The organism is Cellulomonas denverensis, from assembly GCF_012396125.1.
Taxonomy (GTDB): domain Bacteria; phylum Actinomycetota; class Actinomycetes; order Actinomycetales; family Cellulomonadaceae; genus Cellulomonas; species Cellulomonas denverensis.
Map to the genome: position 1 here is coordinate 473,486 of NZ_JAAXOX010000001.1, position 24,459 is coordinate 497,944.

The 24,459-nt window shown below is 72.1% G+C and carries 22 protein-coding genes; 16 read left to right on the top strand and 6 right to left on the bottom strand.

The features are described 5' to 3' along the window. Window positions 1-12: 12 nt before the first annotated feature. The 4 genes from HGA03_RS02100 to HGA03_RS02115 all read right to left on the bottom strand — a co-directional run bounded on the left by HGA03_RS02100 (window position 13) and on the right by HGA03_RS02115 (window position 3,619). Window positions 13-870: an NERD domain-containing protein gene (locus HGA03_RS02100; RefSeq protein ID WP_168628539.1), complete on the bottom strand. Its 858-nt coding sequence runs from the start codon at window positions 868-870 to the stop codon at window positions 13-15. A gap of 42 nt (window positions 871-912) precedes the next feature. After that, window positions 913-1,317 (bottom strand): peptide-methionine (R)-S-oxide reductase MsrB, encoded by a 405-nt coding sequence (gene msrB, locus HGA03_RS02105; RefSeq protein ID WP_168628540.1) that lies wholly within the window; start codon window positions 1,315-1,317, stop codon window positions 913-915. Between the two features lie 84 nt (window positions 1,318-1,401). Next, the gene (locus tag HGA03_RS02110) at window positions 1,402-2,910 is read right to left on the bottom strand and encodes a DEAD/DEAH box helicase (protein WP_168628541.1); all 1,509 of its coding nucleotides are present in this window, start codon (window positions 2,908-2,910) and stop codon (window positions 1,402-1,404) included. A 58-nt stretch (window positions 2,911-2,968) separates the two neighbouring features. Next, entirely contained in the window at window positions 2,969-3,619 is a 651-nt protein-coding gene (locus tag HGA03_RS02115) for a PilZ domain-containing protein (protein WP_168628542.1), read from the bottom strand. Window positions 3,620-3,906: 287 nt separating this feature from the next. On the opposite strand from HGA03_RS02115, the gene HGA03_RS02120 reads away from it, so the two are divergent. The 8 genes from HGA03_RS02120 (at window position 3,907) to HGA03_RS02155 (ending at window position 11,270) form a co-directional block, all read left to right on the top strand. Continuing rightward, entirely contained in the window at window positions 3,907-5,853 is a 1,947-nt protein-coding gene (locus tag HGA03_RS02120) for a putative bifunctional diguanylate cyclase/phosphodiesterase (RefSeq protein WP_239073707.1), read from the top strand. A 41-nt stretch (window positions 5,854-5,894) separates the two neighbouring features. Then, window positions 5,895-6,512 (top strand): TasA family protein, encoded by a 618-nt coding sequence (locus HGA03_RS02125; protein WP_168628543.1) that lies wholly within the window; start codon window positions 5,895-5,897, stop codon window positions 6,510-6,512. A gap of 4 nt (window positions 6,513-6,516) precedes the next feature. Beyond that, window positions 6,517-7,272, top strand: a complete 756-nt coding sequence (locus tag HGA03_RS02130; RefSeq protein WP_203767644.1) for a S24/S26 family peptidase — start codon at window positions 6,517-6,519, stop codon at window positions 7,270-7,272. Next, complete coding sequence (locus HGA03_RS02135; RefSeq protein ID WP_168628544.1) at window positions 7,253-7,447, top strand: hypothetical protein; 195 nt, start codon at window positions 7,253-7,255, stop codon at window positions 7,445-7,447. The genes HGA03_RS02130 and HGA03_RS02135 overlap by 20 nt, the downstream gene beginning before the upstream one ends. A 119-nt stretch (window positions 7,448-7,566) precedes the next feature. Next, on the top strand, window positions 7,567-8,559 hold the full coding sequence (locus HGA03_RS02140; protein WP_168628545.1) for a siderophore ABC transporter substrate-binding protein: 993 nt from the start codon (window positions 7,567-7,569) through the stop codon (window positions 8,557-8,559). Beyond that, complete coding sequence (locus HGA03_RS02145) at window positions 8,556-9,551, top strand: ABC transporter permease (protein WP_168628546.1); 996 nt, start codon at window positions 8,556-8,558, stop codon at window positions 9,549-9,551. The genes HGA03_RS02140 and HGA03_RS02145 overlap by 4 nt, the downstream gene beginning before the upstream one ends. Next, a complete protein-coding gene (locus tag HGA03_RS02150; RefSeq protein ID WP_168628547.1) occupies window positions 9,544-10,512 on the top strand; it encodes an iron chelate uptake ABC transporter family permease subunit in 969 nt (322 codons plus the stop codon). The genes HGA03_RS02145 and HGA03_RS02150 overlap by 8 nt, the downstream gene beginning before the upstream one ends. After that, the gene (locus HGA03_RS02155; RefSeq protein ID WP_168628548.1) at window positions 10,509-11,270 is read left to right on the top strand and encodes an iron ABC transporter ATP-binding protein; all 762 of its coding nucleotides are present in this window, start codon (window positions 10,509-10,511) and stop codon (window positions 11,268-11,270) included. The genes HGA03_RS02150 and HGA03_RS02155 overlap by 4 nt, the downstream gene beginning before the upstream one ends. Window positions 11,271-11,487: 217 nt before the next feature. Here HGA03_RS02155 and HGA03_RS02160 read toward each other — a convergent pair whose 3' ends face one another. After that, window positions 11,488-13,281 carry an HNH endonuclease signature motif containing protein gene (locus HGA03_RS02160; protein ID WP_168628549.1) on the bottom strand — a complete coding sequence of 598 codons (1,794 nt, stop codon included), beginning with the start codon at window positions 13,279-13,281 and terminating at the stop codon, window positions 11,488-11,490. A gap of 439 nt (window positions 13,282-13,720) precedes the next feature. Here HGA03_RS02160 and HGA03_RS02165 point away from each other — a divergent pair, with 439 nt between their 5' ends. Both HGA03_RS02165 and HGA03_RS02170 read left to right on the top strand, forming a co-directional pair. After that, window positions 13,721-14,224: an FBP domain-containing protein gene (locus HGA03_RS02165; protein WP_168628550.1), complete on the top strand. Its 504-nt coding sequence runs from the start codon at window positions 13,721-13,723 to the stop codon at window positions 14,222-14,224. 176 nt (window positions 14,225-14,400) lie between these two features. Then, complete coding sequence (locus HGA03_RS02170) at window positions 14,401-14,832, top strand: phage holin family protein (RefSeq protein ID WP_168628551.1); 432 nt, start codon at window positions 14,401-14,403, stop codon at window positions 14,830-14,832. 13 nt (window positions 14,833-14,845) lie between these two features. Here the strand turns inward: HGA03_RS02170 and HGA03_RS02175 are convergent, their stop codons facing one another. After that, window positions 14,846-15,505 carry a type 1 periplasmic-binding domain-containing protein gene (locus HGA03_RS02175; RefSeq protein ID WP_239073806.1) on the bottom strand — a complete coding sequence of 220 codons (660 nt, stop codon included), beginning with the start codon at window positions 15,503-15,505 and terminating at the stop codon, window positions 14,846-14,848. A gap of 139 nt (window positions 15,506-15,644) precedes the next feature. Here HGA03_RS02175 and HGA03_RS02180 point away from each other — a divergent pair, with 139 nt between their 5' ends. The 6 genes from HGA03_RS02180 to HGA03_RS02205 all read left to right on the top strand — a co-directional run bounded on the left by HGA03_RS02180 (window position 15,645) and on the right by HGA03_RS02205 (window position 24,457). After that, window positions 15,645-16,841: a HupE/UreJ family protein gene (locus tag HGA03_RS02180; RefSeq protein ID WP_168628552.1), complete on the top strand. Its 1,197-nt coding sequence runs from the start codon at window positions 15,645-15,647 to the stop codon at window positions 16,839-16,841. Window positions 16,842-17,006: 165 nt separating this feature from the next. After that, on the top strand, window positions 17,007-19,001 hold the full coding sequence (locus HGA03_RS02185; protein WP_168628553.1) for a purple acid phosphatase family protein: 1,995 nt from the start codon (window positions 17,007-17,009) through the stop codon (window positions 18,999-19,001). 61 nt (window positions 19,002-19,062) lie between these two features. Beyond that, the gene (locus HGA03_RS02190; RefSeq protein ID WP_168628554.1) at window positions 19,063-20,067 is read left to right on the top strand and encodes a WxL protein peptidoglycan domain-containing protein; all 1,005 of its coding nucleotides are present in this window, start codon (window positions 19,063-19,065) and stop codon (window positions 20,065-20,067) included. Window positions 20,068-20,239: 172 nt separating this feature from the next. Continuing rightward, window positions 20,240-21,646, top strand: a complete 1,407-nt coding sequence (gad, locus tag HGA03_RS02195) for a glutamate decarboxylase (RefSeq protein WP_203767707.1) — start codon at window positions 20,240-20,242, stop codon at window positions 21,644-21,646. 9 nt (window positions 21,647-21,655) lie between these two features. After that, window positions 21,656-23,338: a glutamate/gamma-aminobutyrate antiporter GadC gene (gene gadC, locus HGA03_RS02200; RefSeq protein WP_168628555.1), complete on the top strand. Its 1,683-nt coding sequence runs from the start codon at window positions 21,656-21,658 to the stop codon at window positions 23,336-23,338. Window positions 23,339-23,410: 72 nt separating this feature from the next. Beyond that, window positions 23,411-24,457, top strand: a complete 1,047-nt coding sequence (locus HGA03_RS02205) for a DUF2776 family protein (RefSeq protein WP_168628556.1) — start codon at window positions 23,411-23,413, stop codon at window positions 24,455-24,457. Window positions 24,458-24,459: the final 2 nt, after the last annotated feature.

Here is a 24,459-nt window from a genome sequence, read left to right on the forward strand (position 1 = left end):
ACCGGCAGCAGTTCAGTGCGCCCAGGTCAGCGACCAGGTGCTCGGCCGCCGGGCCACCTGGGTCAGCGCCGCCACCCGCCCGGCGTCCCAGCGCCGCGGCAGCCGCTCGAAGCACTCCGGCACCGCGTCCAGCTCCACTGCCCAGGCATCCGCGGCCGCCACCCGCTGCACCGGGGCACCCACCACCAGCACGCCGCGCACCCCCACCGGGGTCCCGACCGCGGCCCGCAGCAGCGCACTGGCCCGGGCCGCCGCCAGCCGGACGTCCCGCAGTTGGGCCACCGCCTCGCCGTCGGCGGACAGCCGGCGGCCGTCCAGCACGAAGCCCTGGGCGGTGATCCGGGTGGCGTCGGCCACCGCGAACGCCCCGCCCGGGCCGATCAGCAGATCGTCCAGCACGGTCCCCTGGCGGCCCACCGGGACGTCGTGCAGCACCGACCAGCCGGAGAGCACCAGCCGGTCCAGCCGCTCCCGCAGCGAGTCGTCGCCAGCAGCGTCCTCGGCCCGGTGCCGCCCACGCGCAGCGGGCAGCGCCGGACCGGTCAGGGTTGCGAAGCCCGGCAACGGTGCCGGGGTGACCGCGATCTCGCCCGCCTGGTGATCGGCCGGACCGGGTGCGGCACGCCGGCCACGCGGACCGGTCGCGTCCAGCACCTCGGACAGCGGCAGCACCAGCTCGGGCAGGTCCCGGCGCAGGAACGCCTGGGCGGCGGTCCGCACCGCACCGTCGGCCCACTCCGCGCCCCGCGCCAGGTCCACCGCCCCGGTGACCAGGTCGATGCTGCCCAGCGGCGCGCCGGTCCCGGCCCGCACGTACAACCGGTCGGCGCCGTAGCGGCGCCACCGGTGCACGATCAGGGCCGGTTCCATGTCAGGACTATCGGCAGCCGGGTGCCCGACCTGAACCCCCGGCTACTCCCCGACCGGCTCGAAGGTCAGGCTGACCGAGTTCATGCAGAACCGGTCGCCGGTGGGGGTCTGCGGCGCGTCGTCGAAGACGTGCCCCAGGTGCGAGCCGCACTTGGCGCAGCGGACCTCGGTGCGCACCATGCCCAGGCTGCGGTCCTCGATCAGCTCCACCCGGTCGCCGGCCAGCGGCGAGTAGAAGCTCGGCCAGCCGCAGTGCGAGTCGAACTTGGTCTCCGAGCGGAACAGCTCGTTGCCACAGGCGCGACAGCGGTAGACGCCCTCGCGCTTCTCGTCCAGCAGCTCACCGGTCCACGGGCGCTCGGTGCCGGCCAGGCGGAGCACCTGGAACTCGGCGGGGTTCAGCACGGCCCGCCACTCGGACTCGTTCTTGGTGACCTCGTACGTCACGGTGTCCTCCTCTCGCGCACCCTTCCGGCTGAAGGGCCGCAGCGGTGCAACCCGGGATCACACCCGAGTGTTCCGCAGCCGGCCTCAGCCCGCCGCGCGAGCGCCCGTCTGGGCCGGACCCTGGGCGCGACCGGCCCGGCGGTTGCGGTTGCGCCGCGGCTGCCCACCGGCGCCGGCCGGCTGGGCGGCAGGAGATCCCGCGCCCTGACGGCCGCTGGTGCTGCCACCGGCCCGGTTCCCGCCCGCAGCCGGAGCCGCCGGGTTCCCGGCACCCCGGCCACGCCCACGGCGACGGCGACCGCCACCGGAGGACTGCTCGGCCGTCGCCGGCACCGCAGCCCCGCCGCCGGACCGCCGGGCCCGCTTCGCGGTCGCGTTGCGCCCGGTCGAGGTGCCCTGCACCGGCGCGGCGGCCGGGGCGGGCTGCACCCGCGGGGCGACCTCCCCGACCAGGGCGGCGACCGCGGCGGAGCCGGGACCGACCTGCTGCGGGGTGACGGTGATCTTCGCCTTGCGGGTCAGGTCGCGGACGTCGCCGGCCTGCTCGGGCAGCTGCAGGGTGACGACCACGCCACCGGAGCCGGCCCGGGCGGTGCGGCCGGAGCGGTGCAGGTACGCCTTGTGCTCGGCCGGCGGGTCGACGTGCACGACCAGCTCGACGTCGTCGACGTGGATGCCACGGGCGGCGATGTCGGTGGCGACCAGCACCCGGACCTCGCCGGAGGTGAAGGCGGCGAGGTTCCGCTCGCGGGCGCCCTGGCCGAGGTTGCCCTGCAGGTCCACGGCGGGGATGCCGTCCGCGGTCAGCTGCTTGGCGAGCTTCTTGGCCTGGTGCTTGGTGCGGGTGAACAGCACCCGGCGGCCGGTGCCGGAGGCGAGCTCGCGCAGCACCTGCTTCTTGGCGTCCGCGTCGGCGAGCGCGAAGACGTGGTGGGTCATGGTCGACACCGGGGCCACGGCCGGGTCGACGGAGTGGGTGACCGGCTGGTGCAGGTAGCGCTTGACCAGGGTGTCCACGCCGTTGTCCAGGGTGGCGGAGAACAGCATCCGCTGGCCCTTGGCCGGGGTGCGGTCGAGCAGGCGGCGGACCACCGGCAGGAAGCCGAGGTCGGCCATGTGGTCGGCCTCGTCCAGCACGGTGATCTCGATCGCGTCCAGGGAGCACAGCCCCTGCTTGATCAGGTCCTCCAGGCGCCCGGGGCAGGCGACCAGGACGTCGATGCCCTTCTTCAGCGCCGCGACCTGCGGGCCCTGGCCGACGCCGCCGAAGACGGTGGTGCTGGTCAGGCCGAGGGCGTCGGCCAGCGGCGCGACGGTGGCGTGGATCTGGGAGGCGAGCTCGCGGGTGGGCGCCAGGATCAGCGACCGCGGGCGGCCGGAGGTGCGGGGCTTGCCGGAGGCGGCCAGCCGGGTCACCACCGGCAGGCTGAACGCCAGGGTCTTGCCGGAGCCGGTGCGGCCGCGGCCGAGCACGTCGGTGCCCGCGAGGGTGTCCGGCAGAGTGGCGGACTGGATGGGGAACGGCGCGTCGATGCCGCGGTCCGCGAGGGAGCGGGCCAGCACGGCAGGAACGCCGAGGTCGATGAAGGTCATGTCGCCTTTCGGGCGGTCGGGCCCGCGCGATCACCGGCGCTCGGCTGCGCGGCCCGGCTCAGTCTCGGCTGAGCATCTGCTGGCGGCGCAGGGCGCCCTGCGTGCGCAGGACATAGCTGAACAGTTCGTCGAGCTCCCGGGGACTGGCATCCCGGAACCGGCAGCCGTAGTGGGTGCCGCTCCTGGATGGTTGGGCGCGCACGATGTCCGCGTGCAGCCAGAACGCCTCGGGGAGCTCGGGGAAGACGAACCGGACCGTGCTCCCGATCGGGAGGTCGGTCATACACATCATACGCATCCCGTGCGCGGACACATCGAGGGCGACGAACCGGCAGCGGCGTTCGCCGGTGGCGGGGTCGCGGTCGGCGGGCTCGTCGTCGCCGGGTTCCAGGCCCTCGGGGAAGGTGACCCAGCCCTCGCACTCGACCCGGACCTGCACCCGGGCCACCGCGCGTTTCTGCAGGGTGGACAGCAGTTCGACCTCGGAGCAGCCGAGCAGATCGGCGGAGGACCGACCGACGGTCCCGCCGTAGACGCACTCGCCGCGCTGGTCGTCCAGCACCCGGAGCACGACCCGTTCACCCTCGGTGAAGCCGCGGACCAGGCTCTCCGATCCGACCCACATCACACCGTCCTCGAACGCCCGGACGTAGCCGTCCAGCCGGATCACCCCGTCGACCTCGACGGTGCAGACGGCGAGCTCGTGCATCGGGGCCATCCTCGGGTCGGCGGTCGGGGCGCGGTCACGCTACTCAGGCCGACCCCTGGCCGCGCGGCGACGGCGGGGGGTTTCACCCTGATAGCCGGGTGAATTGCCACTCACGGACGTCCGATTCATCCGAAACGCCCAAAGCCGCCACCCTCGCTTATTCCCCCACACACCCCTAGTCTCGCCCCGAGTCGCCCGTGCCCGCGGGCGGCCTTCCTGCGTCCCTCCGCGAGGTTCTGCTGGCTACCGCCCGACGCCGCTGGTCCCTGACCCGGTACTTCGCCGTCGTGAGCGTGCTGGCCATGCTCGCGCTGGGCGTCGCGCTGGTCTGGGTGACCGCCAACGTGATGAGCGCGCAGGCCCGCCGGGACGGGATCGCGATGGCGCAGAGCATCGAGTCCTACGCCACCTCCGCGGTCCCGGAGGACGCCTACACCGTCGGCGTTCTGGACCCGGAGACCTCCGACCGGATCGCCGAGCAGGTCGCCGGCTTCGAGCACCTGACCCGGCTGCGGCTGTGGTCGGTCGACGGGGTGCTGCTCTTCGACTCCCAGCAGGACTCCACCGGCTTCCCGGACGGCGACCGGCTGGACGCCGCGACCCGGCAGCAGGAACCGGACGCTCAGGTGGTGACCGAGGTGCGCGGCCAGCAGTTCGGCGGCACCGAATCCACCCAGCTCGACGTCTACGTGCCGATCGAGCACGACGGGACGGTGGTCGGCGCCGCCGAGGTGATGCTGGACTACTCGCAGACCCAGACCGCCCTGACCCGCGCCGTACGCACGGTCACCGCGGTGGTCGCCGGCGGGCTGCTGCTGCTCTGGCTGCTGCTGTTCCGCACCGTGCGCAATGCCTCGCACCGGTTGCACACCTCCGCGCTGGAGAACGCCCGGCTCGCGCTGATCGACGCCCTGACCGGCCTGCCGAACCGCCGGATGCTCGGCGACCGGCTGGAGCGGGCGATCGCCGGGCACCGGGCGTCTGGCACCACGGTGGGGCTGGCCCTGCTGGACGTGGACCGGTTCAAGGACATCAACGACTCCCTGGGCCACGACCGCGGGGACGAACTGCTGCAACAGGTCGCCACCCGGCTGCGGGACGCGATGCGCTCCGACGACGTGGTCGCCCGGCTCGGTGGCGACGAGTTCGCGATCCTGCTGCCGGACATCCGCTCGGTCGCCGACGCCGAGGCCGCCGCCCGCCGGGTCCGCCAGCTGTTCGCCCCGCCGTTCCCGCTCGGCGACCTGGCGCTGCACGTGGACACCTCGATCGGCGTCGCCTGCCTGCCGGACCACGCGCTGGACGCCTCCTCGCTGATGCGGATGGCCGATGTCGCGATGTACACCGCCAAGACCCACCGGCTCGGCGTCTCGGTGTACTCCCCGGAGGAGGACGACTCCTCCCCCGCCCGGCTGGTGCTGCTCGGCGACCTGCACCGGGCGCTCAGCGTCGAGGACGAGCTCGAGATGCACTACCAGCCGAAGATCGACCTGGGCACCGGCCGGTCGATCGGCCTGGAGGCGCTGATGCGCTGGCGGCACCCCACCCGCGGGATGCTGCCGCCCGACCTGTTCATTCCGCTGGCCGAGCAGTCCGGCCTGATCCACGACCTGACCCGGTACGCGCTGCGTGCCTGCGTGGCCCAGCTCGCGCAGTGGTCGGTGGACCGGGCGCCGGTGCCGGTGGCGGTGAACCTGTCCGCCCACGACGTCACCGCCCAGGACGTGGTGGAGGTGATCGAGGACCTGCTCACCCTGCACCAGGTGCCCGCGGAGCTGCTGGAGGTCGAGATCACCGAGACCGCCCTGGTCTCCGACCCTTCCCGGGTGGTGCCGGTGCTGCACCGGCTGGGCGAGATCGGGGTCCGGGTGTCGATCGACGACTTCGGGATCGGCAACACCTCGATCTCCCAGCTGCGCGACCTGCCGGTGCACGGGCTGAAGATCGACCGGCTGTTCGTCGCCGACCTGGCCAGCACCGGCAAGCGCGGTTCGGAGGTGGTGGTCAAGGCGATGGTCGACCTGGCGCACTCCTTCGGACTGCAGGTGGTCGCCGAGGGCGTCGAGGACGAGAACACCGCCGATGCCCTGCGCCGCCTCACCGTCGACCAGGCCCAGGGCTACCTGTACTCCCCGGCCGTCCCGGCGGAGCGGCTCGCCGCCGCCCACCTGCCCCGACTGGGTGAAGAAAAACCCGACACATCGCCTCAAGTCACCCGTAACACCAACCGATAACACCCGAACAGCCCTCATCCGCTCACTCGTGAGGACCACTGATGGACGACCTGCTCCAGGACATGATCACCCCGCCGGCACCGCGCCGGGACCCGGCCCGGCGACGGCGCCTGATCGGGACCGCGGCGATCCTCGGCATGGCCGGGCTCGGGCTGACCACCCTGGTCACCTCCGCGATCTTCACCGACAACGACGACAGCGGCCGGACCGGCATCGTCACCGGCACGGTGGACATCGAGGCGGGCGAGGACGTCGCCTTCACCCTGCCGCCGGGCAACCTGGCCCCCGGCGACTCGATCTACAGCCCGGTCACGGTCAACAACGCGGGCTCACTCGCGCTGACCTACGGCGTGCAGTACGCGGCGAGCAACGACGACAACAAGGGCCTGGCCGACGTGCTCACGATGGAGCTGTTCGCCACCGGCACCTGCTCCGCCGACGGTGTGGCCGGCCTGACCCCGATCGGCACGGTCGGTCCCGGACTCGCCCGGTCGGCGACCGCACTGACCACCGCCGACCGTGGCCTGATCGCCCGCGCGTCGGAGGAGCTGTGCGTCCGGGTCAACGTGCCGGACATCGGCAACGACTACCAGGACTCCCGGACCGACCTCACCCTGACGTTCGTCGCGCAACAGGACCCCGAGAACCCGCACCAGTGAGCCGATGACCGCACCCGCCGCCTTCGGACGCCGGGCGAGCGTGCACGCCACGCAGCCGGTGTACGACCGTCGTGCGCCCGCGACCCCCCGGCACCGCTCGATGCCCGTCACCCCGGGCCGGCGGGCGGTGACCGCGGCGCTGTGGACGATCGTCGTGGTGTTCGGGCTGGCGTATGCGGCGTCGGTGGCGGTGCCGCTGTGGTTCACGCTCAACGACCAGCGGCTGATGATCGTCACCTCCGGGTCGATGTCCGGATCGGCGGAGGGGGCGTTCGACGCCGGGGACGCCGTGGTGCTGCGGCAGATCAGCGACCCCTCGGAGCTGCGGGTCGGGCAGGTCGCCTCGTTCTGGCCGGTCGGGTCGGACCAGCTGGTCACGCACCGGATCGTGGCCCTGCAGTCACTGCCGGTGATGCAGCAGGACACCGACACCGGCCGGATGGTGCCGACCCTGGATCCGGACACCGGCGAACCGCTGATGCGGCCGTACATCTTCACCAAGGGCGACGCCAACGCCGCGCCCGACCCGGACGCCACCCCGCTGTCCCAGGTCCGGGGCATCGTGCTGGACGTGCACCCCAAGTGGGGCTGGGTGCTGGCCTGGGCGGGGTCGCCGATCGGCCGCCTGGTGCTGCTCGGCCCGCCGCTGGCCGCGCTGGCGACCCTGGAACTGCTCGCCCTGCTCCGCGAGCGCCGGGCCCGCCGGTCCGCCGCTCCGACCCCGCGGCGGGAGGCGGACGATGACCTCCTCCTCACCTGACCGGGGCCTGAGCCGCACCCAGCGCGTGGTGCTCGGCATCGTCCTGGCGACCCTCGCCCTCGGACTGCCCGCCGCCGGTCTGGCCCGGGCGGGTTTCGGCGCCGACGCCCAGGTCACGATCACGATCTCGATCGCGCCCACCAGCCCGGCGCCGACCCCCTCCACCACCCCCTGACAGGTCACGATCCGATCAAGTTAGCTAATCCTTAGTTAGGAAAGGCTAAGGTGACCGCGACCGACCGGCGGGATCTCAGCCGCTCCCGTCCGGCCATCGCCAACCACGGAGAGTTCCACGTGACCGCACCACGCCGTTCCACCGTCGTCGCCGCCACCCTCGCGGCCGGGCTCCTGGCCCTCACCGGCTGTTCCAGCGCCGAACCGGGCGCCGGCTCCAGCTCCGCGGCTGCGGAGTCCACTGACCCGGGCACCGTCACCATCACCGACAACCACGGCGAGATCGAGGTGCCCTACCAGCCCGAGCGGGTGGTCGCCCTGGACAACCACGTCCTGCAGACCCTCAGCGACTGGGACATCGAGCTGGTCGCCGCCGCCAAGGGCCTGATGGGCACCGGCATCTGGCCGGAGTACCAGGACGACGACGCGATCCTGGACGTCGGCACCCACCGCGAGCCCGACCTGGAGCAGGTCATCGCCGCCGAGCCGGACCTGATCATCGGCGGCTCGCGGTTCGGCGACTACTACGACGACCTGTCCGGCATCGCCACCACCATCGAGACCGAACCGCGCGACGACGAGCTGATCACCGACGGCCTGATCCGGCAGGTGACCACCCTCGGCGAGATCTTCGGCAAGCAGGACGAGGCCCAGCAGCTCGCCGACGCGCTGGAGACCGCCACCGCCGAGGCCGCCGACGCCTACGACGGCCAGAGCACCGTGCTCGGCCTGATCACCTCCGGTGGCGAGATCTCCTACGCCGCCCCCGGCACCGGTCGCGCGGTCGGCCCGGTGTTCACCGCCCTCGACCTGGTGCCCGCCATCGAGACCGAGGCCGAGGACTCCACCCACGGCGACGACATCTCCCTGGAGGCGGTCGCCCAGGCCAACCCGGACTGGCTGATCGTGCTCGACCGGGACGGCGCGCTGGACACCGAGGGCTACGTCGCCGCCACCGAGCTGATCGGCGGCTCCGAGCTGCTGGCCGGCGTCACCGCGGTGCAGGAGGGCCAGATCATCTACCTGGACCCGGACTTCTACCTGACCGAGGACATCCAGGCGTACACGGCACTGTTCGAGCAGATCCGGGACGCCTTCACCGACGCGGCGTGACGCGCACGCTCGACCGGGCACCCGCAGCGGCCGTCGCCACCCCGCGCCGGCCGCTGCGGCGGCTCGCCCTGCCCCTCGCCGTGCTGGTGGTCGCCGGCCTGGTGGTCACCTCGCTGTTCGTCGGGGTCTACGACCTGTCCGCCGAGGGTGGGGCGCAGATGTTCTGGGCCTCCCGGGTGCCCCGGACCCTGGCGCTGGTGCTGGCCGGGATCGCGATGAGCACCTCCGGCCTGGTGATGCAGCTGCTCACCCAGAACAAGTTCGTCGAACCCACCACCACCGGCTCCACCGAGTGGGCCGCCCTCGGCCTGCTGGTCGTCACCCTGCTCGCCCCGCGGGCCGGGCTCACCGTGCAGATGCTGGTCGCCAGCGCCGCCGCCCTGGTCGGGACGCTGATCTTCATGACGGTGCTGCGCCGGATCGCCTTCCGGTCCTCGCTCGTCGTGCCCCTGGTCGGCATCATGCTCGGCGCCGTCGTGTCGTCCTTCACCACCTACCTCGCGGTCTCCACCGACCGGCTGCAGATGCTCGGCACCTGGTTCATGGGCTCGTTCACCCAGGTGGTCCGCGGCCGGTACGAGGTGCTGTGGGTGGTCGCGGCGGTGGCGGTGGCGGTCTGGCTGCTCGCCGACCGGCTGACCGTCGCCGGGCTGGGCAAGGACGTCGCCACCGGGCTCGGGCTGCACTACGACCGGCTGGTGCTGCTCGGCACCGTGCTGGTCGCCGTGTCCACCGGGGTCACCACGGTGGTGGTCGGCTTCCTGCCCTTCCTCGGCCTGGTGGTGCCGAACATCGTGTCCATGCTGCGCGGCGACGACCTGCGCTCGTCCATCCCCTGGGTCTGCCTGGGCGGGGTCGCCCTGATCACCGTCTGCGACATCGTCGGCCGGGTGGTCCGGATGCCGTTCGAGGTCCCGGTGTCCATGGTGCTGGGCGTGGTCGGCGCGGCGGTGTTCCTGGCCCTGATCACCCGGCAGTGGCGCCGTGGCTGAACGGGTCTGGCCCCGGTACGCCCTGCTCGGCGCGCTCACCCTGGTCGCCGCCGCCGTGGTGCTCACCTACGGAATCAGCGCCGACCCCGGCAGCCGGGCCTTCGACCTGGTGGTGCGGATGCGGCTGACCAGCGTCGGCACCGTCCTGGTGGTCGCGTTCTGCCAGGGCGTGGCCACCGTGCTGTTCCACACCGTCACCGGCAACCGCATCCTCACCCCGTCGATCATGGGCTTCGACGCGCTGTACACCGTGATGCAGACCGCACTGGTCTTCGTCTTCGGCGCCGCGTCGCTGAACGCCACCGACGGGTTGCCGAAGGTGGTGATCCAGAGTGCGCTGATGGTCGGCTTCGCCACCGTGCTCTACGGCTGGCTGTTCTCCGGCAAACGGTCGAACCTGCACCTGATGCTGCTGGTCGGCGTCGTGCTCGGACTCGGCTTCGGATCGCTGTCCACCGTGATGCAGCGGCTGCTGACGCCGAGCGAGTTCGACATCCTGTCCGCCCGGCTGTTCGGCAACCTGTCGAACTCCAACCCGCAGTACCTGCCCTGGGCCGCGCTGATCTGCGCCGGGGTCGCGGTACTGGTGTGGCGGCGGCGGCACCGGCTGGACGTGCTCGCCCTCGGCCGGGAGACCGCCACCAACCTCGGCCTGCACTACCGGCGCGAGGTCACCGGCATCCTGATCGTGGTCGCCGTGCTGGTGTCGATCTCCACCACCCTGGTCGGGCCGATGACCTTCCTCGGCTTCCTGGTCGCCACCCTCGCCTATTCGCTCACCCCCGGCCCCCAGCACGCCCGGGTGCTGCCGATGGCCGTCCTGCTCGGCACCGGCACGCTGCTCACCGGGTACGCGGTGCTCAAACACGTCTTCTACGCCGCCGGCATGCTCTCGGTGATCATCGAGTTCGCCGGCGGACTGACTTTCCTGATCCTCCTGCTGCGCAAGGGACTGCGATGATCCGGCTGACCGACGTCACCAAGGACTACCAGGGCACCACGGTGCTCGGGCCGGTCGACCTGGAGATCCCGGCCGGCGGCATCACCGCCCTGGTCGGCGCGAACGGGGCCGGCAAGTCCACCATGCTGACCATCATCGGCCGGCTGCTGGACGCCAGTGCCGGGCAGGCCACCGTCGACGGCCGGGACGTGGCCCGCACCCCCAGCCGCGAACTGGCCACCGTGCTGTCGGTGCTGCGCCAGGAGAACCACTTCGTCACCCGGCTCACCGTGCGCCAGCTGGTCGAGTACGGCCGGTTCCCGCACTCCCAGGGCCGGCTCACCGCCACCGACCGCGAGCGAGTGGACACCGCCCTGGAACTGCTCGACCTGACCCACCTGGCGGGCCGGTACCTCGACCAGCTCTCCGGCGGCCAGCGCCAGCGCGCCTACGTGGCGATGGTGCTCGCCCAGGACACCCGCTACGTGCTGCTGGACGAACCGCTGAACAACCTGGACATGCGGCACGCGGTCGAGATGATGCACCAGCTCCGCCGCGCCTGCGACCTGCTCGGCTCCACCATCGTCATGGTGCTGCACGACATCAACTTCGCCTCCGCCTACGCCGACCACATCGTCGCGCTCCGCGACGGGCAGGTGCTGCACACCGGGACGCCGGCCGAGGTCATGCGGCCCGGCGTGCTGGAGGAGGTCTTCGGCACGCCGGTCCAGGTGATCGACGGCGAGGCCGGGTATCCGCTGGCGGTGTACTACCGCTGACCGCGGGGCGGCGGTGCCGCGGTGGCAGGGATGGTGGTCGGCCGGGTGTGCTCGGGGACAGCGGGTCCGGCCGCGAGGTGGAGCGCCGGTCCGCGGTCAGAACGGGTTTGGGTCATGCCATGCGCCGGGCGAGCGCGGGGTGCGGTCGTGACGTCCGGGCGCGCACCGTCATCCGTTCTGGGCAGCGGGTCCGTCAGTCAGCGAGGTGGGCCACCGGTCAGAACGGGATGATCTCGTCGTCCGCGTCTGCGCTCGGGTGTGCGGGCGGGTGGATCCCCGCGGTCAGGAGCATGCGTGCACCGGTCGCCGTCGTCGGGCGCGCGGGTTGATCGGTCACCGTTGTCAGGTGCGCTCGTTCATCGGTCGCCGTGGTCGGGGGCGCGGGTTGATCGGTCACCGTTGTCAGGTGCGCTCGTTGGCCGGTTCTGGTGTCGGGTGGGTCGCCTGGTCGTTGGCGGAGCATGTGGTGGTGGCCGTCGCGTCCGGGAATCGATACGTAGCGGCGGGTGAGGCTGGTCCAGACGATTTCTCCCGCGGCGGTCTGTTCGATCCGGTGTCCGGCGTGGGTGCGTAGCAGGTGGTCGCGGCGGCACAGGGGTGCGAGGTTGGTGGCGGCGGTGGGGCCGCCGTCCCCGAACGGGATGGTGTGGTCCAGGTCGCAGGCGACTGCGGGCACGGTGCAGCCGGGTCTGGCGCAGGTGCGGTCGCGGGCGATGACGTGGTCGGCGAGTTCTTGTGGTGGCCGGTATCGGGTTCTCCCGACGTCCAGGACCGCCCCGGACAGCGGGTCGGTGACCAGGCGCCGCCAGACACCTCCTGCGGCCAGGGCCCGGGCGGTGGCCGCGTCGATCGGCCCGTGCCCATCCATCTCGGCGGGTTCCTGGTCGGTGCCGATCAGGGTGGACAGGGGCACGGTGACCCGGACCTCGACTCGGGGCCGGGTCACCGACGGCGCACGGTGGGCTGATCCCTCGTGATGGTCCCCGTCGGCGCCGTGGTCGTTGTCCTGGCCGTGTCCGGGTAGCAGTGGCGCCCACGCGGGTCCGACCAGCGCCGCGTCCAGCAGCGCGTCCGCGCGTAGCTGCGCCAGGGTCCGCTCGTCCCCGCCCTGGCGTAGCGCGTGGGCGGAGGCGTCCAGTGCCTGGTCCAACCGGGCGGCGTCCTGGGCGGGCAGGAACGCCCACACCCCGGCCATCCCGTCCCCCAACGGCTTGGGGCGGGCAACGTGCCGGTCTGCGCGCCCGCGCCGGCGCCGCAACGCCCCACCATCGGGGTCCACGCGTAGTAGCGCCCGGTCGATGTCACGGGACAGCTGCGCCGCGGTCCGCTCCGACGCACCCGGCAACACCGCGGTTTCGACCTCTTCGGCGGTGAACAGGTCCACCCCGGCAAGGCGGCGCACCATCACCCGGGCCCGCGCGGTATCGATCCGCCCGGTGCGCAACGCCTGACCGGTACCCGCTAAGTACCGCTCATACGCCAACCCTTCATCGACCAGGGTCTGGGCGGAGCGGCGGCCGATGTTCAGGTAGATCGCCAACTCATCCGCCGCAGTGTTCGGGCGGTGCACGTTCCCGGCGTACTCGGGCCAGACCGGGTTCGTCTGCGGCCGCATCGCCAGTTCCGCGGCCACCCTGGCGGAAACCGCGTGCGCCCAGGACTCCAACCGCGCCGCGGCCTCAGCGACCGCGGGCAGGTCCAACAAGTCCACAGCGACCGGGTCGAGGTTGGCCAGCATCCGGGCCAACACCGGACCGTTCTCCGCGAGCATCTCCTCGACCTGGGCGCGCGGGTCCAGGGTCGGGTCGGCTGCCGTCTGTTCGGCCGCGACCCGGGCGGCCAACACCGGGTCCTCGACCCACCGCGGCGGCACATCCTCCACCGGCTCGGGCAGACCGCCGTCTTCGAGCCACCACAGGTCACCGCCGACGTCCCACGGGTCGGTGAACACCCGCGCACCCGACCGCACCGGGAGCTCCCGGAGGTCGTGTTCGCGCAGGTCAAGTGCCATAAGACGACACTACCCGCCACCACCGACACCCCAACCGGAGCAGTCCCGCGACGATCCTGACAGGCCCCAGCCCTTTCGTACCCGACCCACGCACCGCCAGCCCGGCACGGTTCGCGGACACGGGATCCGCGATGGTGTCGGGCGCACGTCCGGCCCTCCCTCCTCGGCCGGTCCACCCCGCAGCCGTTGGCCCAGCAGGCGCCTTGGTCTCCGGCCCCCGAAGGACTAACGGCTCGACTCCACCGCCGCCACAGGCGTACCGTCGACGTCGGTCCGAGCCGGAACGAACGAGGAGCACCGATGCTGGGCATCGCGGGATGCGGGGTGGCCGTCATGGCCTGCTTCGCGCGCACCTGCCCCGGCGTCGCCTGACCACCAGGTCCACGGCGGCGCGGGACGTCAGCGACCCCGCACACCCCGTCACCCCCAAGGACCCCTCATGCGCGCGCTCACCGAGCAGCAGATCCGCTCCGCCTTCGTCAACGCCTCCCGCCGCGAAGCCGCCCAGGCCACCCTCCCCGACCTGGCGAGCCTGGACTGGGACCGCCTCGACTACCTCGGCTGGCAGGACCGCAAGGCACCCCTGTCCTCCTATGTCGTCGCCGAGGTCGACGGCGAACCGGTCGCCGTCCTGCTCCGCGCCGCCGAGCGCACCGGCAAGCGCCGCAAGGCCGTCTGCGCCTGGTGCGAGGACGTGGTGGCCACCGACGACGTCGGCCTGTACGTCGCCCGTCGCGGCGGGGCGGCCGGCCGCAAGGGCGACACCATCGGCACCCTGATCTGTTCCGACTTCCGGTGCTCGCAGAACGTGCGCCGCACGCCCACCCGCTCCGAGGCCGGGAACGCCTCCGAGGAGGAGCGGGCGATGATCGTCGAGTTGCGGATCGCGGGGCTGCGGGAGCGGTCGGAGAAGTTCCTGCGCGAGGTGGCGCGGACGCGCTGAATCCCTGGTTCATCCCCGCCGAGTGATGCCCCCGCGGCGGCGACCTCCGGAGGCTGGTGGGACCGTCCGGGCCTGGGCGGTCCCACCAGCAGGGAGCACGCTCTCCCGGTTGCTGGCAGTGCTGGATGTGCCCGATCCTGACTTCCCGATCATCACGCCCGCCACGAGGTGAAGACATGGTCATCTTCTTGATCCGGCTCGCGATCTTCCTCGGTTCCTCGGCCCTCGGGCTGTGGGTGACCTCCCTGGTGCTGGACGGCTTCGACCTGAGCGTGTCCGGGTTCGTCGCCGCCGTCATCGTGTTCACCGTGGTCCAGTCGGTGCTGGCGCCGTTCATCGCCTCGATCGCCAAGCGGTACGCCAGCGCGTTCCTCGGTGGGGTCGGGCTGGTGTCGACCTTCATCGCGCTGCTGGTGGCGACCGCGTTCACCGGCGGTCTGGAGATCACCGGCGGCGTGGGCACCTGGATCGCGGCGGTGGTGCTGGTGTGGCTGGTCACGGCGATCGCCACCTGGCTGCTGCCGTTCGTCTTCCTGCGCCGCCGGCTGCAGGAACGCCAGGCCGACGAGCTGCACAAGGCCGACCGGCGCCGGCGTCCGGCGCAGTGAGCCTCCGGCTGCCCTAGTCGATCCACACCACGATGCCGGTCAGCCCGCCGAGCACCGCGCCCACCCCGGCCCGGATCGCCCGCGCGGACCGCTCGGGGGTGAACGTCGCCGGGTCGTGGTCGGAGGCTGCCCCCAGGCCCTCGCCTCGGTAGGCCGCGCCGGTCCAGTCGACCGCGGTGACGTTGGCGGTGGGCTCGGCGATCTCGGCGCCGACCACCAGGAACTGCTGGTCCAGGTGGTTGGGGCTGACCACGGCCAGGGGATCGACCAGGTCGTCACCGACCGACACGATCAGGTCCGCGCCCATTCCCACCGCCTCGGCGATTCCGGGCACCAGGTCGGCGGGCGTCTCGGGCTCGACGGTGCGCAGGTCGACCTGCTCGTCGCGGGCCCAGTCCCGGACCGCCTCGGCGAGGGTGCTGGTCGCCGGGTCGTCGCCGCGAGTCAGCAGGACCACCCGGTAGCCGGGCACCGGGGTGATCGCGTCCCAGCTCCCCGGCTCGGGCAGCACGGTCGCCTCGGGGGTCGGCGTGTGACCCGGCTCCAGGAAGCCGTCCGCGAGCGCCCCCTCGGCCAGCGGGCCGTCGTGCGGGACGGACCAGTCGGCGCCGGAGCAGCCCGTCAGCAGCAACAGCACGGCGGTCAGGGCGGCGGGCAACAGTCGACGGGGCACGGGCCAGATCCTCACCCGGCGGGCCGGAGCGCGTCACGACCGGCAGGGCGAAGTTCGGCGGGAGTTCGTCCGGAATGTCCCGGTGGTTCACCCGGGGGCGACAGATTGCCTGCGCCCACCCTCAAGGAGCCCCTGACCCATGACCCGCCGTCACCTCGCCGCGCTCATCCTGCTGGCCGCGTCCCTGGTCGCCACCGCGGGGCCCGCCACCGCGCACGGATTCAGTTCGGTGGTGTTCGCCGATCTCACCGCCCCCGGGCCCGGTGTGGTGCGGGCCGAACTCGGTCTGGAGTACGACCTGCTGGTGGTGTCGGTCGCGGACGCCGAGCAGGACGACCCGCTGTTCCGGGCCGGCACCCCGGCGTGGGAGGCCAGGGACGACGACGCGATGGCGGCCGCGCTGGCCGAGCACCGGGAGTCGGTGCTGGCCTATGTCGCCGACCGGTTCACCGTGGCCGCCGGCGGGCAGGACTGCACCCCGAGCTGGGACGGCAGCGCCCGGATCGAGCAGCGCGAGGGCGTGCCCTACGCGGTGATCGACGTCGACCACACCTGCGGGGAGCAGGCCGGCGCGCACCGGATCACCAGCACCCTGTTCCCGGATGACGAGGACTACGTCACCGGCACCACCACGGTGGTCACCTACACGCTGGACGCCGGCACCGGCAGCGCCGCGCTGGACGCCGATCGCCCGTCGTTCTCCACCGCCCAGCCCTGGACCGAGCGGTTCGCCGAGTTCTTCCGGCTCGGCGCGGAGCACCTGCTGTTCGGGCTGGACCACATCCTGTTCCTGCTGGCCGTGATCGTCGGGTCGCGCCGGCTGCGGGAGATCGTGCTGACCGCCACCGCGTTCACCGTGGCGCACTCGATCACGTTCATCCTGGCCGCCACCGGTCTGGTGCACGTGCCGGCCGCGGTGGTCGAGCCGGTGATCGCGTTGTCGATCGCCGTGGTCGCCGGGTGGCACCTGTGGCGGATCCGCGAGCGCGGCGCCGGTGCGGTCGACCTGGGGCCGGCGACCGGACCGTTCGGGCTGGACCGGGCGGGCTGGGCGCGGATCGGCGTGGTGCTGGTCTTCGGCCTGGTGCACGGCCTCGGCTTCGCCGGTGCGCTGGGGATCGACGAGCCGTGGTCCTGGACCCTGCTGTGGTCGCTGCTGGTGTTCAACGTCGGGATCGAGGCGGTGCAGCTCGGGATCATCGCGGTGGTCTTCCCGGTGCTCGCACTGCTGCGCCGGCGCTGGCCGGTGGTGGAGACCTGGGTGACCGGAGCGGTCGCCGCCGGGGTCGGGCTGATGGGCACGGTCTGGTTCGCCCAGCGACTGCTCGGGGCCTGAGCCCGCACTGTGCCGGTTACCTGCACTGACCAGGAGTTCCGGGTGAGGCCATCGCGCCGCCCTGCACCGTTCAACCGGCGGCCACCCACCGGGTGAACCGTGGTGCCGCTCGACCGGTTGTACCGATTCCTCCCCTTTTCCACGATCGCAGAGAACGGACGACTCATGTCCCTCAGCCCGACCGCACTGCGCGGGTGGACGGACCGGATTCCCCTCCGGCTGACCGCCCTGACCGTGGGCGCCGTCGTCGCCTTCGGCAGCATCACCGTGGCCACCCCGGGCATCGCCCAGGCCGCGGACACCAGCTACACCGGGATCATCCTCGGCGTCGGCGCCGATGAGACCCAGCGGATGGTCACCTGGTACACCTCCGCCGACACCGATCAGGTCGTGCAGGTGGTCCCCACCTCCGCCCTGGTCGACGGCCAGTTCCCGGCCACCGGGGCGGTGAGCTTCGGCGCCACCGGCTCGGCCAACATCGCCACCTCCGGCGGCTTCAACCGGCACGCCACCCTGACCGGCCTGGCCGAGGACACCAGCTACAGCTACCGGGTCGGATCCGCCGACGCCTGGTCCGAGGTGAACACCTTCCGGACCCGGTCCTTCGAGGGCGACTACGACTTCCTGTTCTTCGGCGACCCGCAGATCGGCTCCTCCGGGAACGTGGCGAAGGACCAGGCGGGCTGGGTGGACACCGTCGGCGTCGCCACCGCAGCGAACCCGGATGCCGAGATCCTGGTCTCCGGCGGCGACCAGGTGGAGACCGCCAACACCGAGTCGCAGTGGGACGCCTTCCTGGCCCCGCAGCAGCTCAAGGAGATCCCGTGGGCCGCCACCATCGGCAACCACGACGTCGGCGGCAAGGCCTACGAGCAGCACCTGGCCACGCCGAACACCGACCGCTCCGCCGCCTACTACTCGAACGGTCAGCCGGCCTCGAACACCTCCGGCGGCGACTACTGGTACCTGTACAAGGACGTGCTGTTCATCGACCTGAACAGCAACTCGTACCAGACCTCGCAGGGCGGCGGCGGGGACGAGGCGCACCTGGCCTACGTCACCGACGTGATCGACAAGCACGGGGCGGACGCCAAGTACACCGTGCTCGTCTACCACCACTCGATCTACTCGGCCGCCGCGCACGCCCAGGACGCCGACAACGCCGTGCGCCGCACCGACTTCCCGGCCGCGTTCTCCGAGCTGGGCGTCGACCTGGTGCTGCAGGGCCACGACCACGTGTACACCCGCTCCTACCTGATCAACAGCGGGCAGAAGGCCGACCCGGACGAGCAGCCCGGCCAGGCGGACGTCTTCGCCGGACCGGGCGGGGTGCTCTACGTGACCGCGAACTCCGCCTCCGGGTCGAAGTACTACGACATCACCACCCCGACCGCCGGTGGCGCGACCTCCGGTGCGGGCACCGGCGCCGACCCGCTGAACCCGGACAGCTACTGGTTCAACTCGGTGCAGAATCAGGAGCACGTGCGCACCTACGTCAAGGTCCAGGTGCGCAGCGACAAGCTGGTGGTGGAGAACATCCGCTCCGGCACCTGCGACGCGCCCAACTCGGCGGTCGAGCTCGGCAAAGTCTCCTGGTGCGGGCCGGACAGCGGGGCGAGCGCCGATCAGCCGGTCGGCTCGGTGGTCGACTCGGTGACCGTGCACCCATACCAGGGCGAGGGCCAGGAGATCCAGGTCGCCGTGCCGGATGCCGCCCCCGGCGAGTTCGGCTGGACCATCGACGGCTACAACGGCCTGGTCGACCTGGGCACCGCGGTGGACAACGGCGGGCAGTTCTACCAGGCGAGCGGTGAGATCAACCCGATCACGGTCACCGACACCCGCCGGGCCGCCTCGCCGTGGTCGATCTCCGCCTCGGTCGGCGAGTTCCACGACGCCGGGAAGACCTTCGCCGGTTCCGCCCTGGGCTGGACGCCGAAGATCGTCCGGGCCGGTGCGGGAGCCCGTGCAGGCACCGCGGTGGCCTCCGGCTACGACGGCGGGGCCGGCCTGTCGGTGTCCCGGGCCCTCGGTGCCGCCGACCAGGGCCACGACACCGGCGAGGCCACCCTCGGCGCCGACCTGGAGCTGAAGATCCCGGGCAGCGTCGACAAGGGCACCTACCGCGCCACCCTCACCATCACCGCACTGAGCAGCTGACATCCGACTGGCGGGGCGGGCGTGCGAGCGCCCGCCCCGCCCCGTCATTCCCGAGGTCGCCATGTTCCTCCGCATCGCCGCCGCCGTGCTCCTGCTCGGCGCCCTGACCACCCCCGCCGCCCAGGCCGCCGACAGCGACGTCACCTGGACCGTGCGGACCGCCGCCAACGACCTCGGGTCCGACCGCACCGGCTTCGACTACCACCTGGACCCCGGCGGCAGCGTCCAGGACGCCCTGGTGGTCGCCAACCGCGGCGACGAGCCGCTCACCCTCGGGGTCTACGCCGCCGACGGGTACACCACCGATGCGGGGCAGTTCGACGTCCTCACCGGCGACGCCGACTCCGCCCACCTGGGCAGCTGGCTGACCACCGGGGAGTCGATCACCGTCGAACCGGGTGCCACCGCCGACGTGCCCTTCACCCTCACCGTGCCGGAGAACGCCACACCCGGCGACTACGTCGGTGCGCTGGTCACCTCGCTCGCCCAGCCCGGCGACGAGCCGGGGATCACCGTCGACCGGCGACTCGGCATCCGGATCGACCTGCGGGTCGGCGGCGAGCTCGCCCCCGCCCTGACCGTCACCGACGTCCAACTCGGCTACCACGACACGATCAATCCGGCCGGCACCGGCGACGGCACGGTCAGCTACACCCTGCACAACACGGGCAACACCGTGATCTCGGCCCAGCAGGAGGTCGAGGTCTCCGGCCCGTTCGGGTGGTTCACCGTGGATGCCACGGACCTGCCGCCCGCGCCGGAGCTGCTGCCCGGGGAGAGCTGGGACGTCAGCGTGCCGGTGTCCGGGGTGGTGCCGTCGTTCCGGATCGGCGCCGCGGTCCGGGTCGTGCCGGTGGTCACCGATGCCGCCGGATCGACCTCCGCCCTGGCCGCCGTGCCCGCGAGCGCCGGGACCTGGGCGGTGCCGTGGTCGAGCCTGGTGCTGCTGGTCGCGGTGGCGGGGCTGGTGTGGTGGCGGATCCGGCACCGGCGGCTGCGGGCCCGGCGCGAGGACGAACGGGTGGCGGATCGGGTGCGGGCCGCGCTGGCCGGGGTCGCGGACTGAGCCCGGCCCCGGTCGCCGGCCCCACCGGTCAGGGTTACCGTCGAGTACGTGACATCAGTCACACTCCGGCGCGGACTGGGAGCAGACCCGGTCACACGCCGCGTGGCACTTCCCGGAAGGAAGCGTTCCTGCTGCGTCGCGCCGCTGGATCTCTGCTTCAGGGGGCAATGCCGTGGTCACTACCACCCGGCGCGTCGAGCGCCACGCACAAGAACCCGACTCCGTCGCGCTGAACCCGTTGTTCGCGCGACCCGGAGAAGCGACCGAACTGCCGAAGTTCCGGCTGCCGGACGGTGAGTCACTACCGGAGACGGCCTACCAGATCGTGCACGACGAGGCGATGCTCGACGGCAACGCCCGCCTGAACCTGGCGACCTTCGTCGGCACCTGGATGGACGAGCACGCCGACCGCCTGTACCTGGAGGCGGCCGACAAGAACATGATCGACAAGGACGAGTACCCGCAGACCGCCGCGGTGGAGACCCGGTGCTGGACGATGCTGGCCGACCTGTGGCACGCGCCCGACCCGGCGCACACCATCGGCACCTCGACCATCGGCTCCTCCGAGGCGTGCATGCTCGGCGGCCTGGCGCTCAAGCGCCGCTGGCAGCACGCCCGACGGGCCGCCGGCAAGTCCACCGAGCGACCGAACCTGGTGATGTCCAGCGCGGTCCAGGTGTGCTGGGAGAAGTTCTGCAACTACTTCGACGTCGAGCCGCGCTACGTGCCGATCTCCTGGGAGCACAAGGTGCTGGACGGCACCGGGCTGGCGGACTACGTCGACGAGAACACCATCGGCGTGGTCGCCATCCTCGGCGTCACCTACACCGGGATGTACGAGCCGGTGCAGCAGATCTCGGAGGCGCTGGACCGGATCCAGCAGTCCACCGGGCTGGACATCCCGATCCACGTGGACGGCGCCTCCGGGGCGATGATCGCGCCGTTCATCCAGCCGGACCTGCGCTGGGACTTCCAGATCGACCGGGTGGCGTCGATCAGCACCTCCGGGCACAAGTACGGCCTGGTCTACCCCGGCGTCGGCTGGGTGGTGTGGCGGACCGCGGACGCACTGCCCGACGACCTGGTGTTCAAGGTCAGCTACCTCGGCGGGGAGATGCCGACCTTCGCGCTGAACTTCTCCCGGCCGGGCGCCCAGGTGCTGCTGCAGTACTACATGTTCCTGCGCCTGGGCTTCGACGGGTACGCCCGGGTCCAGCAGGCCTCGCACGACGTGGCGCTGTACCTGTCCGGGGAGATCGCCAAGCTCCCGGCCTTCGAGCTGTGGAACGACGGCTCGGACATCCCGGTGTTCGCCTGGCGGCTGCGCGAGGGCCACACCAGCAACTGGAGCCTGTACGACCTGTCCGACCGGCTGCGGATGAAGGGCTGGCTGGTCCCGGCGTACCCGATGCCGGACGACCTGCCCGACGTCACGGTGCAGCGGGTGGTGGTCCGCAACGGCTTCAGCCATGACCTGGCCGAGGCTTTCCTGGCCGAGCTGCGTGAGCAGGTGGCCTACCTGGACGCCCTGACCGGTCCGATGCCCGCCGAGGGCGCCCAACCCGGGTTCCACCACTGAGGGGTCGTCATGGATTCCCAGGACATCCCGGGTACCACCGCGCCCACCGGTCCGGCCCGTGCCGACGGCACCGCCGCACCCACCCCGGAGCACGTCAAGCCGCATCCGTTCGGCACTCCGGACAAGCGCACCCCGCCGGACCACACCGGCCCGGCGATCGGGGCACCGGCCACCGGTCCCACCGCGTTCATGTCGGTGATCCAGCTGGCCATGCTCACCGTCGTGGTGGTCGCCTCGCTGCGGTCACTGCCGGCGATGTCGCTCTACGGCCTCGGGTCGATCACGCTGTTCATCATCCCGGCGATCCTGTTCCTGGTGCCGACCGCGCTGGTCGCCGCCGAACTCGCCACCGGGTGGAAGGGCGGGGTCTACACCTGGGTGCGTGAGGCGTTCGGCGGCCGGCTCGGCTTCGTCGCGATCTGGTTGCAGTGGATCCAGAACGTGGTCTGGTACCCCACCCAGATCGCCTTCATCGCCGCCAGCCTGTCCTTCGTGATCAACGACCAGGGGATCGCCAGCAACGGGGTGTACACCGCCGTGGTGATCCTGGTCCTGTACTGGGGATCGACGCTGATCACGCTGGCCGGCGGCAACCTGTTCGCCAAGGTCGGATCCTGGAGCGGGATCGTCGGCACCCTGTTCCCCGCCGCGCTGCTGATCGTGCTCGGCATCGCATGGCTGGCCACCGGTCAGCGCTCCGAGACCGAGTTGGCCGTCTCCGCCGTCGTCCCGCCGTGGACCGGCATCGCCTCGATCGTGCTGGTGGTGTCGAACGTGCTGGCCTTCGCGGGGATGGAGGTGAACGCGGTGCACGCCAACGACCTGCGCAACCCCGGTCGTGGCTTCCCGAAGTCGATCGCGATCGCCACCGGCCTGATTCTGGCGGTGTTCATCCTGCCGACCATCGCGATCGCGGTCGCCGTCCCCCGGGCGTCGCTCGGGCTGACCAACGGGATCAACCTGGCGTTCCAGCACTTCTTCGACCACTGGGGACTGGGCTGGGCCACCCCGGTGATCTCGCTGCTGATCGCGCTGGGCGCCTTCGCCTCGGTGGTCACCTGGATCGCCGGCCCGTCCCGCGGTCTGCTCGCCGCCGCCCGCACCGGGCTGCTGCCGCCCGCACTCCAGCGCCGGAACAAGGCCGGGGTCCAGGTCGGCATCCTGATGGCCCAGGGGGCGATCGTCACCCTGCTGGCGCTGCTGTTCGTCCTGATCCCGAACGGCAACACCGCCTTCGTCGCCCTGGTCGACATGGCCGCCGCGCTCTACCTGCTGATGTACATGCTGATGTTCGCCGCCGCGATCCGGCTCCGGCGGACCCAGCCGCAGGTGGTGCGGACCTACCGCACCCCGGCGCTGAAGTTCGTCGCCGGGGTGGGCTTCGTCGCCTGCGCCGCCGCGTTCATCCTGGCGTTCGTCCGGCCCGACGGCTTCACCGGGCTGAGCGAGGGGCTGTACCCGGTGGTGGTGCTGTTGGTGGTCGTGGTGCTCGGCGGGCCGCCGCTGTTGTTCTACGCGATGCGCAAGCCGACCTGGGACCAGCGCACCGCCGACGAGCGCGGCACCGCGGAGAACGTGCTGGTGAACCCGCCGGCCACCGCGGCCGGACCGCAGCCGGGCGCCGGTCCGGCCACCCCGGACGGCGACGGCCCGCTGGAGGGCGGGCAGCGTCCGCCGGGACACCGGGCCTGACACCGGTGGCGGTGGCGGGGGCCGATCGGCACCCCGCCACCGCCGCGACCCGGTCATCCAGGGGGAGCCAGCATGAACCGTTCGATCAGCATCCTGTTCCGCGCGATCCCGCTGGCCATGGGCGCGGTGTGCCTCGCGTTCGGCTGGTACGTGCTGTCCGGCGGCGACGACGCGGCACACCAGGTCGCCGGGCACGTCAACGTCGGGCTGACCGCGATCTGCGTGGCCCTGTTCACCACCGCGGCCACGATCATCCGCCAGCTGGTGCACCGGTACGGCCCGGTCTGGCGGATCGTCCTGCCCGCGCTGGGCTACGCCGCCGCCCTCGCCGCGATCGGGTGGGGCGTGAGCCTGATCCGGCGCGGCGACCAGCCACCGGACGTGGTGGCCGGGCACGTGCTGCTCGGCATCGGCTTCATCGCCGCCTGCGTCAGCACGGTCGCCACCGCCTCCACCCGGTTCGTGCTGATCCGAGCCAGTGCGGCCCGGGCGCCGGGCAGCGGACCGCCTCCCGGGGCGTACTCGCGCGGCGTCGGCGCGGTGTTGATCGCCATCCCCGCCGTGCTCGCGGTGACCGGGCTGGTGCTGGCCGGCACCCTGCTCGCCCGGGACGGCACCCCGCAGCAGGTCGCCGGGCACGTGCTGCTCGGGCTGTCACTGATCTGCTCCGCCCTGATCGCACTGGTCGCCAGCATCGTGCGGCAGGTGCGCAACGAGTTCGGCGAGGCGGAGCGGTTCCGCTGGAGCTGGTGGGTGGTGCTGATGGGCAGCGCCAACGTCGTGCTCGGTGTGGTCGTGCTCGCCACTTCCGACGACCCGGCCTTCCTCGCCCCCGGCACGGTGCTGATCGGGCTCGGGCTGATCTGCTTCAGCATCCTGTCCAAGGTCGTGCTGCTCGCCCTGGTCTGGCGGCGGGAGTTCGCACTGGCGAACCGGATCCCGATCATCCCGGTCACCACGGCGCTGGCCTGCCTGTTCTTCGCCGCGTTCCTGTTCGAGGCGACCACCCGGCAGGCCGGCTACTTCGTCGGGGCGCACGTGCTGGTCGGGCTGGGGGCGGTGTGCTTCACGCTGTTCTCGATCGTGTCGATCCTGGAGGCCGGGACGTCGCAGGGGTGACG

Bases quoted from the DNA above. Each gene is read 5' to 3' on its own strand.
- HGA03_RS02110 (WP_168628541.1), bottom strand. From the start codon at position 2,910: ATGACCTTCATCGACCTCGGCGTTCCTGCCGTGCTGGCCCGCTCCCTC.
- HGA03_RS02125 (WP_168628543.1), top strand. From the start codon at position 5,895: ATGGACGACCTGCTCCAGGACATGATCACCCCGCCGGCACCGCGCCGG.
- HGA03_RS02115 (WP_168628542.1), bottom strand. From the start codon at position 3,619: ATGCACGAGCTCGCCGTCTGCACCGTCGAGGTCGACGGGGTGATCCGG.
- gadC (WP_168628555.1), top strand. From the start codon at position 21,656: ATGGATTCCCAGGACATCCCGGGTACCACCGCGCCCACCGGTCCGGCC.
- HGA03_RS02155 (WP_168628548.1), top strand. From the start codon at position 10,509: ATGATCCGGCTGACCGACGTCACCAAGGACTACCAGGGCACCACGGTG.
- HGA03_RS02160 (WP_168628549.1), bottom strand. From the start codon at position 13,281: ATGGCACTTGACCTGCGCGAACACGACCTCCGGGAGCTCCCGGTGCGG.
- HGA03_RS02185 (WP_168628553.1), top strand. From the start codon at position 17,007: ATGTCCCTCAGCCCGACCGCACTGCGCGGGTGGACGGACCGGATTCCC.
- HGA03_RS02100 (WP_168628539.1), bottom strand. From the start codon at position 870: ATGGAACCGGCCCTGATCGTGCACCGGTGGCGCCGCTACGGCGCCGAC.
- HGA03_RS02190 (WP_168628554.1), top strand. From the start codon at position 19,063: ATGTTCCTCCGCATCGCCGCCGCCGTGCTCCTGCTCGGCGCCCTGACC.
- HGA03_RS02165 (WP_168628550.1), top strand. From the start codon at position 13,721: ATGCGCGCGCTCACCGAGCAGCAGATCCGCTCCGCCTTCGTCAACGCC.
- HGA03_RS02180 (WP_168628552.1), top strand. From the start codon at position 15,645: ATGACCCGCCGTCACCTCGCCGCGCTCATCCTGCTGGCCGCGTCCCTG.
- HGA03_RS02135 (WP_168628544.1), top strand. From the start codon at position 7,253: ATGACCTCCTCCTCACCTGACCGGGGCCTGAGCCGCACCCAGCGCGTG.
- HGA03_RS02205 (WP_168628556.1), top strand. From the start codon at position 23,411: ATGAACCGTTCGATCAGCATCCTGTTCCGCGCGATCCCGCTGGCCATG.
- HGA03_RS02170 (WP_168628551.1), top strand. From the start codon at position 14,401: ATGGTCATCTTCTTGATCCGGCTCGCGATCTTCCTCGGTTCCTCGGCC.
- HGA03_RS02130 (WP_203767644.1), top strand. From the start codon at position 6,517: ATGACCGCACCCGCCGCCTTCGGACGCCGGGCGAGCGTGCACGCCACG.